The sequence below is a fragment of the Pontibacter sp. HJ8 genome (genome assembly GCF_054824225.1).
Map to the genome: position 1 here is coordinate 1 of NZ_JSYF01000188.1, position 8,427 is coordinate 8,427.

Sequence of the window (8,427 nt, forward strand, 5' to 3'; positions counted from 1 at the left end):
CAATCGCTTTCTGGTTTTGGAATGAGAACCCCTCAAGCTATGCAGAGGAGTATGCCGGGAGCCTACGGTTTGCCTGAAGCCCTCCTGTTTTTATACAACACCAAGGATGTATATAGCTTTCTGAACACACCCTGCCTGCAGGCTTAGCCGGATACAGGAAAGTAGCAGATTCTGAAGGTACCTGCCTGTCAGCCCCGTTCTTTTTGTCCCCATAATTTTAAGTATCTTTGCACCTTAATTGAAGCAACAGGGCCGATCTGCATTGTTTTCGCCCTTACATACTATACTTGACATGAACTACCGCGCCCTTTGTACCGACATCGACGGTACCCTGCTCAATAGCCACAGAGAGTTATCCGAAAGAACCATCCAGGCGATCCAAAAGCTGGACAAGCAGATACCTGTCATACTGGCCTCTTCCCGTATGCCGGCCGCTATGCGCCATTTGCAGCAACAGTTGGGCATCCTGCACCATCCGCTCATCTGCTTCAACGGAGGGTATGTGCTGGATTACTCAGACGGTTCCGATACGCCCGCTATTGTTGATACCATCCAGATACCTGCGCAACTCTGTGCGGCAATCGTGGCCATGGCGCAAAACACCGCGATACATGTTAGTTTATATGCGAACGACGACTGGCATGCTCCCCGGATGGATGAGTGGACCGAGAAAGAGCAGCGTGTCACCAAGGTGAAAGCCCGCATAGCCGACCTCCCTCCCATTCTGGACTCCTGGCATGTGGCAGGAACCGGTGCACACAAGGTGATGTGTATGGGTCCGGAAGATGAAATATTCGAAATGGCAGCGCAACTGGAAGCACAGTACGCGGATCAGATTCACATTTACCGGTCCAAATCCACTTACCTGGAGATCGCCCCCAAGGCCATCTCGAAAGCCTCGGCACTGGAGCGGGTGCTCACGCAGCACTATAGCCTTGACCTGTCCCAGGTAGTTGCTTTCGGAGATAATTACAATGACATCGAGATGCTCCGTGCAGCGGGCTTAGGTATAGCAGTAGGCAATGCCCGCGAAGAAGTAAAGGCCGCGGCCGATGAAGTTACGCTCAAGAGTGTGGAGGACGGTGTGGCCGTTGCCATTGAAAAGTATTTCCTCTAGGTCTATAGAATTCCGAACCGGGAAAACAGGTATAGCCTTTTTGCCTGCAGCTCTGCCGGGATTTACAGCAATTGTAACTGCGGGGTATAGGATGCCCCGACCGGTACGTTGTTCCCCTGTATACCAAGCTGGTGGCGCTCTATTTTATCGATTCTTTCTTTGGCCACTATGTAGGACCGGTGTACCCGGATAAACTTGTCTGCGGGCAGCAAATCACTTACTTCGCTTATCGTCATCCGGGTCAGCAGCTTGCTGTTCTCCAGTACAAAAGTCACGTAATTGCCGGCCGCCTCCAGGTATAGAATCTCGTGGTAATATACTTTCACCTGCTCATACCCTGTTTTGATGAACACATACTCTTTGGCAGCAGGCGTTCGGCCGCGAAGCTGCAGGAGTTCCTGTGCCTTGTTGCAGGCTTTCACAAAACGGGGCAGTGAGAATGGCTTCAGCAGGTAATCGACGGCATCGAGCTCAAAGCTGGTGACCGCATGTTCCGAATAAGCCGTGGTAAAAATAACCAAGGGCTTTTTCTGCAGGCTCGTCACAAATTCCAGTCCGGACATGTCGGGCATTTTGATGTCCAGAAACAAAACGTCTATGGGCTCTTTTTGCAGGTATTCTAGCGCTTTGAAAGCATCGGTAAAGCAGGCATCCAGTTCCAGGTAGGGCACTTTCGCAGCCAGCGATCGTACTACTTCCAGCGCCATCGGTTCATCATCTATTGCGATTGCTTTCATACCTTGTTTCTGTTTGCCTGCTCTACCGGATACTTATAACTGAATGGTCAGGTGTACGAAAAATTCCTCTGACGTTTCCCGGATGATGAGCTCGTGTCTTTCCGGGTATAGCAAGTTCAAGCGCTGCCTCACATTCAGAAGACCGATTCCGGACTGATCTTTCTCCGGGTCCTGCTCCGATTTTGCATGCGTGCTGTTGTATACATCAAAGTATAGCTTGTTGTGATGGCAATGCAGCGTTATCCTGATCCAGGATTTGTACTTCAGGCTGATACCATGCTTGAACGCATTCTCTACAAATGGAATAAGCAACATCGGGGCAATGTACTTTTCTTCCAGCAGATCTTCTATTTTCGTCTCGATCACGATATTCGGAGAAGTAGAAGTGCGCAGCAACTGCAGGTCGATGTAGTTGCGCAGATATTCCACTTCCCGTGTCAGCAATATCTTTTGCTGGTGATTCTCGTGCAGCATAAAGCGCATCATATCGCCCAGCATTTGAATACCTTGGGCTGTGCGGTCGCTTTTCTCCTGTAGGGCGGTACCATAAAGCGTGTTCAGCGCATTGAAGAGGAAGTGCGGATTGATCTGCGTGCGCAGGAAATCCAGGTTTGCATTCGAATGCCCCAGTTCCTGTTTCAAGACAAACAATTCTTCTCTCCCCTGCATGTGCCGCTGGTAAAGAAACCAGGTAAGCGGCGCTGTGACCAGGAGCTGAAAAACACTATTGAACAGGCTGACGCCAAAAGCCGCTTCACCATTTTGTGTAAGCAACAGTACGATCAGGCTTACGGGTAAGAAGGATACCAACAGCACAAGTGCCGTTCTGGCGATATAAGACCGGAACGGACGCTTTTTACCCAGAGACTTCGGGATGAGGAAATAAAACGAATAGCAATACAACAGGATTGCGGAAGGCACCAGTATTCCCCAACCTATGATCAACTCCCTTTCTGCCTGCACGATCAGCAACACGAACATACTGACCATCCATAAAACAAAAGCGGCCAGGGCATCCCGGGTGATCATTTTGTACTGCGACTGAATGGTGCCTGAATTAGAGAGCAGGTAAAGGCCGGTGTGTTTGATGGCCGTATAAAAACCGAACATCAGCAGCAACCAGAAAGCATGATGAAAACTGTTCTGGAATATAAAATTATAGGTTTGCTCCTCCGACGAGTATTCGCCGAACAGGTAGCTTTTAGAATAGGTATCGAGTACCCCAAGCACGGAGCCCACTACCAGGAATGTCAGCAGGACCAGGAATATATTCAGCCACAAGGATTCTTTCCTGATCAGTTTCGGGACCACTACAAAATTCAACAGCAGGAACACCAGGTATAGCAGGGTATAGCGGATGAGCTGGGGAACAAAATAGTGTTTATAAAAATCGTAATGAAAACCGGCTTCCTCATAGTAGTATCTGTTCGGACTGTCTCCCCCGGAAAGGGAAAACAACGCAAAAACAAAGATGAGGGTGGCAGCCCAGAATTCTACCTTATTCTGGTGAATGGGCTTGATGGCAATGTTGGTTAGGGCGAGATCTTTCATAGCTCAATGATAAAAGATAGCAAAAAGGAAAAATAATAAATGTGATGAAAGCCATGAAATTTGTGATGAATGATAAAATTGAAGAATGCCCGCCTGCATGACAAGGTATATATCAGCTTTCTACTATCCCATGGCTCCGTTACCTGGAGTTCGTGCAATCAGCACTTATTTAAGAAAATCGATCTTAAATATGGCCTTGATGCCGCAAGAAGGTATAGGACATTTAAAAGATTATCTTTTTCATCAAAAAGTTTTCAAAAATAATAGATCCTATTCGTTCATTTTAGTCAAAGCCACTAATTATTTAGTGAGGTCTTACTTGGTTTTAGTAAGACGCTCATTTTGCCTAAGATACCTCCAATTCGTTCGTCCCGCTTGTGTCTCCTAACACAACCTGCCTCTACCCGGAACAGTTTAATTAAAGACAGAGAGGCCATTATAGCTTCCAGTATTTTTAAATAAAACCAACTAAAGTTCTATGAAAACACACATCATAAATTCATTCGCAGCCATGACACTGGCTTCCTTCCTGCTGGTGGGCTGTGCAGGTTCTGAACAGACAACCGACGCAACTGCCACTGAAAACACCAACATGAGTGAGACAGCGACTATGGGGGGTAATACTTCAACAGCAACTTCTACAGCAAAGAGAGACGGCTTGGAGGTGTTGGTTGTAAAAGAAGAAGTAGTAATTCCCGTTGGTACGGTTTCAGTTACCGCTCTGGCCATCGAAAATCCCATACCGATCGATGAAATGTTTGAAGATGTTGAGGATACAGAACAGCTCGATGTGCTGGCCTTAGCCAGAACAAGCCCCAACCTCTCCACCTTTGTCAAGTTGATTGAGATTGCTAAACTGGAAGATGATATACAACGCCAGGAGGATGTCACCCTGTTTGCTTTCACCAACGAAGCCTTTGGCAACATGCCGAAAGACAGGCTGGATGCCCTGGCAGCAGCGGATAACACAGCTGTACTTTCTGCCCTGCTACAGGCACACATTCTGACATCGGATGTATCGGCAACACAGTTACGGGATAATGACCAGATCCGAATGACAGACGATAGCTACATTCCGATTGAGTCAGGTATGAACGGATCAAATATAAGCATTGGGGGAGCCCAGATCGTAAAAAGTGATGTTGAAGCATCAAACGGTAGAATCCATGTGATCGATTCTGTCATACTGCCGAGCAAAGCGATCCGGCAAGACTAAGGCGGATAAAAAAATTGCACTTATTTTCAGGCATTTACAAACCTTCTGTTAAGTGTCGCCGTATATAACCATGGCTAAAAGATGAAAGGTTTATTCTTAAACTTATCATAAAAGAAAGGCTCCCCTCCCCGGGGAGTCTTTTCTTTTTTATACCAGTCTGTAAACCTTGAGTGCCACGATTGCACTAACTGCCAAGGCAAAGGAAGGCATAGCTCCGCTTTCAGCCGGCTATACCTCTTCTGTGAGTGGGGCAGGTTTGGTGTGATAGGGTTTGCCGATCAGCTTGACTTCATAGGCACTGCTCACACCTTTTAGATTGATATAATCGCAGCCGACAGCATAAGGCGGATTTTTCAACATCCTGAATGTTCTTTCAGAAATCACAAAACTGTTGTTCAATTCTTTGGTAGCTGCCTGCAGCCGGGCTGCAATATTCACCGGAAATCCCATCACCGTCAGGTTATTGCTAAGCCCGATTCCTACGTTCCCATAAATTACTTTGCCAACGTGTACCCCGATTCCTACTTCAAAGGTATGGTTGAAATAAGGCCGCATGTAGGTATTGTTGAAGATTTTGATGTCGTCCAGAATTTTAAGTCCGGTGAGAACGGCTGCTTCCGCCGCCTTTTTGATGCTGGTTTTCAAGCCAAACACGGCATACAGACCGTCACCTGCCGTATCGATGATCTGCCCGTTGTAGAGCTCTATGGCGTTCCGGAACAAAGCAAACACCCGCCGCATGATGTGGATGACATCAAAAGGTAGATGAGACTCAATGAAAGGCGTAAAATTGCGTATATCGATGAAAAACAAGGCAAGCTTGCGGCGTTCCCCCATCACCTCCGTGATGTTTTCTTCCGCTTCGTTGATGAAAATATGGCGGTCAAGATCGTCTTTGATGAGTCGCTGTACCGACACGCCTTCCCCCATCACATGCGTTTGACAGGCCAGTCTGACATTATCCGGAAACTTCCTGACTCCTTTGATGGCTTTTTCATAGCTCGTTAGCTGCGACAGATTTTCTTCTCCTTCCAGTACGAGTACGCGGCAGGTGGTGCACTGGCCTTTCCCCCCACAGGCATGATAATGGGGTATACCAGCAGCCAGCGAAGCCTCCAGTATGGTCTGGCCTTCTGCAACCGGAACGGCTTTTTCACCTCTGAAATCTATCTGGAAAGGCATGGGGAAGCTTTTTGAAAAATATGATGGAGTATAAAAGATGAATTACACGCCGGAATCCGCTTTTTCCTGTACCAGGTATTGGTATTCGGGGTGGCGTTTCAGGTAAGATCGCATGTAGGGACAGATCGGAATAAGCGCTAATTTCTCCCGTGCCATATACTCCAGGGCATATTTTGTCATCGCTCCGGCTATACCTTGCCCTTCCAGTTCTTTGGGCACTTCGGTATGGAGAACCGTCATGACGCCTGGCTTTAATTTGTAATCGATCAAAGCAGTTTTACCGTCTATGGTCGTTTCGAACCGATGTAAGGCCGGGTTATTTCTGATATCGTATTCCATGGCTTTTCACTTGTTACATTAGGTAAGCTCTAATATAACGCTTTCTTAAATGTCCTGCCATACCGCTACCCGAAATTGCTCTGCGCCTTCAGGAAAGTGGCTGGGGCAGAGGGCCTCCGGCAGGCTTAGAGCGATCGGTTGGTAACGGCACATATTCCAGGTTGTCGGAAGGGGGTAAAAGGATTCTTCCCTCCTTCCAGTCCGCTTTGGCCTGCTCGATGCGGTCTTTTCTGGAAGAGACAAAATTCCACCAGATAAAGCGTTCGCCCAGCGGCTCGCCTCCCAGTAACATGAGCGTGGTTGGCTCTTTGGCCTGGATCACCGGATCTGCCCCTTTGGTAAACACGAGCATCTGCCCCATCGCATAGGTTATACCGGATACTTCGATACTTCCTTTGGCAACATACATGCCTCTTTCCGAATGTTCTTTGGGTAACCCGAAACGGGCGCCCTTGTCGAGCACTACATGCAGATAGAATAAGGGGGAATGGGTTTTGACCTGGTTTCTCAGGCCGAAAGCGTCTCCCGCAATCAGCCGCATCCAGACCCCGGTATCGGTGTATATGGGAAGTTGTTCGGGTTTGTAATTGTCAAAAGCAGGCGCATCTTCTTCGTCTTTTTCCGGCAGCGCCACCCAGGTCTGTATCATTTCCAGTGCGCCGCCTGCCAGTGCGGCCGGATCTTCGAAGCGTTCCGAATGCGCAATCCCACTCCCGGCCGTCATCCAGTTTACCTCACCCGGGCGAATGATCTGCTCTACCCCCAGGCTGTCCCGGTGCGTGACCTGTCCCCCGAATAAATAACTGACCGTTGACAGCCCGATGTGCGGATGCGGCAACACATCCATCGAGTGAGACAATTCAGGTTGCACTGCTACCGGGCCTGCGTGGTCCATGAAAATGAAAGGGCCTACCATCCGGCGCAGACGAAAAGGGAGTATCCGGCGAACATCCATTCCGGGAGCCAGGGATGCCTGACGGGCTTCTATGACAATATCCAGCATATGTACTGATTTAGTTTTCTGCTTCTATAAACGAAGATACTGCCAGGAAAGCTAACAATAATCCGGGAAGCTGCAGGTAATACAGCCTTAATCTTCCCGGCTATACCTGCTGGCCTACCACGGATGCCTGCAGGTATAGCCGGCGAAACCAAAAATTCAGATACATTTGAAGCGTTCGTTCGTTAATACAAAGTAATGTTCATTTGCTTTATAGCATACTATACCTTTACTCATTATACCTATACTGACTATGGAAATCGGAATCACTACCTTCGTAGAAAACACTCCTGATCCTGCCACCGGGAAACTGCTCAGCCCGCAGGAAAGGATGATGAACCTGATGGAAGAGATAGAACTGGCAGACCAGATGGGGCTGGATGTTTTTGCCATCGGAGAACACCACCGGCCTGATTTCATTGTTTCCTCCCCGGCGGTCGTGCTGGCAGCGGCTGCCGTCCGAACCAAAAACATAAAACTTTCGAGTGCGGTGACGGTGCTGAGTTCGGATGATCCGGTACGCGTTTTCCAGGATTTTGCCCATGTGGATCTGCTTTCGAAAGGCCGGGCGGAAATCATCGCAGGCCGCGGTTCGTTCATCGAGTCTTTCCCGCTTTTTGGCAACGACCTGAAAGATTACGACATGCTCTTCTCGGAGAAACTGGAACTGCTCATCGAGCTGAATAAAAGTGAGAAAGTATCCTGGCAGGGCAAGCACAGGCCTTCGATCGATAAACTGGGCGTATACCCCAGGCCCTACCAGGACGAACTGCCCATCTGGGTAGCCGTAGGCGGAACGCCGGCGTCCGTGGTCCGGGCAGCAACGCATGGCTTACCCCTGGCCCTGGCCATTATCGGAGGTATGCCCGAACGCTTCGTCCCCTTTGCCAATTTATACAAAGAGACCTATACCAAATCGGGGCACGATCCGGCCAAGCTGCAACTGGCCATCAATTCGCATGGCTACCTGGCCGATGATTCTCAAACAGCGGCCAATGAATATTACGGCCCTTATGCCTATATGATGAGCAAGCTGGGCCGTGAGCGGGGCTGGTCGCCTGTGGACAGAGAACACTATGAACTGATGCGAACGCCGGAAGGCTCCCTATTGGTAGGAAGTCCGCAACAGGTGATCGATAAAATCCTGTATGCGCATGAGTTGTTTGGCAATACCCGCTACCTGTTGCACATCAGTGTCGGCACCTTGCCGCATGCCCAGGTGCTCCATTCCATCGAATTACTGGGTACCGTGGTGGCGCCGGCCGTCAAAAAGGCGCTGGCCAAA

General features: G+C 49.0%; 8 protein-coding genes. 3 read left to right on the forward strand and 5 right to left on the reverse strand.

Features of this window, described 5'->3' with window-relative positions; genetic code table 11:
* The first annotated feature begins 292 nt into the window (after window positions 1–292).
* Complete coding sequence (locus OB13_RS09310; protein ID WP_461489888.1) at window positions 293–1,117, forward strand: Cof-type HAD-IIB family hydrolase; 825 nt, start codon at window positions 293–295, stop codon at window positions 1,115–1,117.
* 62 nt (window positions 1,118–1,179) lie between these two features.
* On the opposite strand, the gene OB13_RS09315 is transcribed toward OB13_RS09310, so the two are convergent.
* Both OB13_RS09315 and OB13_RS09320 read right to left on the reverse strand, forming a co-directional pair.
* On the reverse strand, window positions 1,180–1,854 hold the full coding sequence (locus OB13_RS09315; protein ID WP_461489889.1) for a LytR/AlgR family response regulator transcription factor: 675 nt from the start codon (window positions 1,852–1,854) through the stop codon (window positions 1,180–1,182).
* A gap of 33 nt (window positions 1,855–1,887) precedes the next feature.
* On the reverse strand, window positions 1,888–3,405 hold the full coding sequence (locus OB13_RS09320) for a sensor histidine kinase (RefSeq protein ID WP_461489890.1): 1,518 nt from the start codon (window positions 3,403–3,405) through the stop codon (window positions 1,888–1,890).
* A 478-nt stretch (window positions 3,406–3,883) separates the two neighbouring features.
* Here OB13_RS09320 and OB13_RS09325 point away from each other — a divergent pair, with 478 nt between their 5' ends.
* Window positions 3,884–4,621, forward strand: a complete 738-nt coding sequence (locus OB13_RS09325; RefSeq protein ID WP_461489891.1) for a fasciclin domain-containing protein — start codon at window positions 3,884–3,886, stop codon at window positions 4,619–4,621.
* Window positions 4,622–4,849: 228 nt separating this feature from the next.
* On the opposite strand, the gene OB13_RS09330 is transcribed toward OB13_RS09325, so the two are convergent.
* The 3 genes from OB13_RS09330 to OB13_RS09340 all read right to left on the reverse strand — a co-directional run bounded on the left by OB13_RS09330 (window position 4,850) and on the right by OB13_RS09340 (window position 7,145).
* A complete protein-coding gene (locus OB13_RS09330; RefSeq protein ID WP_461489892.1) occupies window positions 4,850–5,803 on the reverse strand; it encodes an adenylate/guanylate cyclase domain-containing protein in 954 nt (317 codons plus the stop codon).
* Between the two features lie 42 nt (window positions 5,804–5,845).
* Window positions 5,846–6,142 (reverse strand): GNAT family N-acetyltransferase, encoded by a 297-nt coding sequence (locus OB13_RS09335; RefSeq protein WP_461489893.1) that lies wholly within the window; start codon window positions 6,140–6,142, stop codon window positions 5,846–5,848.
* 88 nt (window positions 6,143–6,230) lie between these two features.
* Window positions 6,231–7,145, reverse strand: a complete 915-nt coding sequence (locus OB13_RS09340) for a pirin family protein (RefSeq protein WP_461489894.1) — start codon at window positions 7,143–7,145, stop codon at window positions 6,231–6,233.
* Between the two features lie 250 nt (window positions 7,146–7,395).
* Here OB13_RS09340 and OB13_RS09345 point away from each other — a divergent pair.
* On the forward strand, window positions 7,396–8,427 hold a 1,032-nt coding region (locus OB13_RS09345; RefSeq protein WP_461489895.1), incomplete at its 3' end, for an LLM class flavin-dependent oxidoreductase.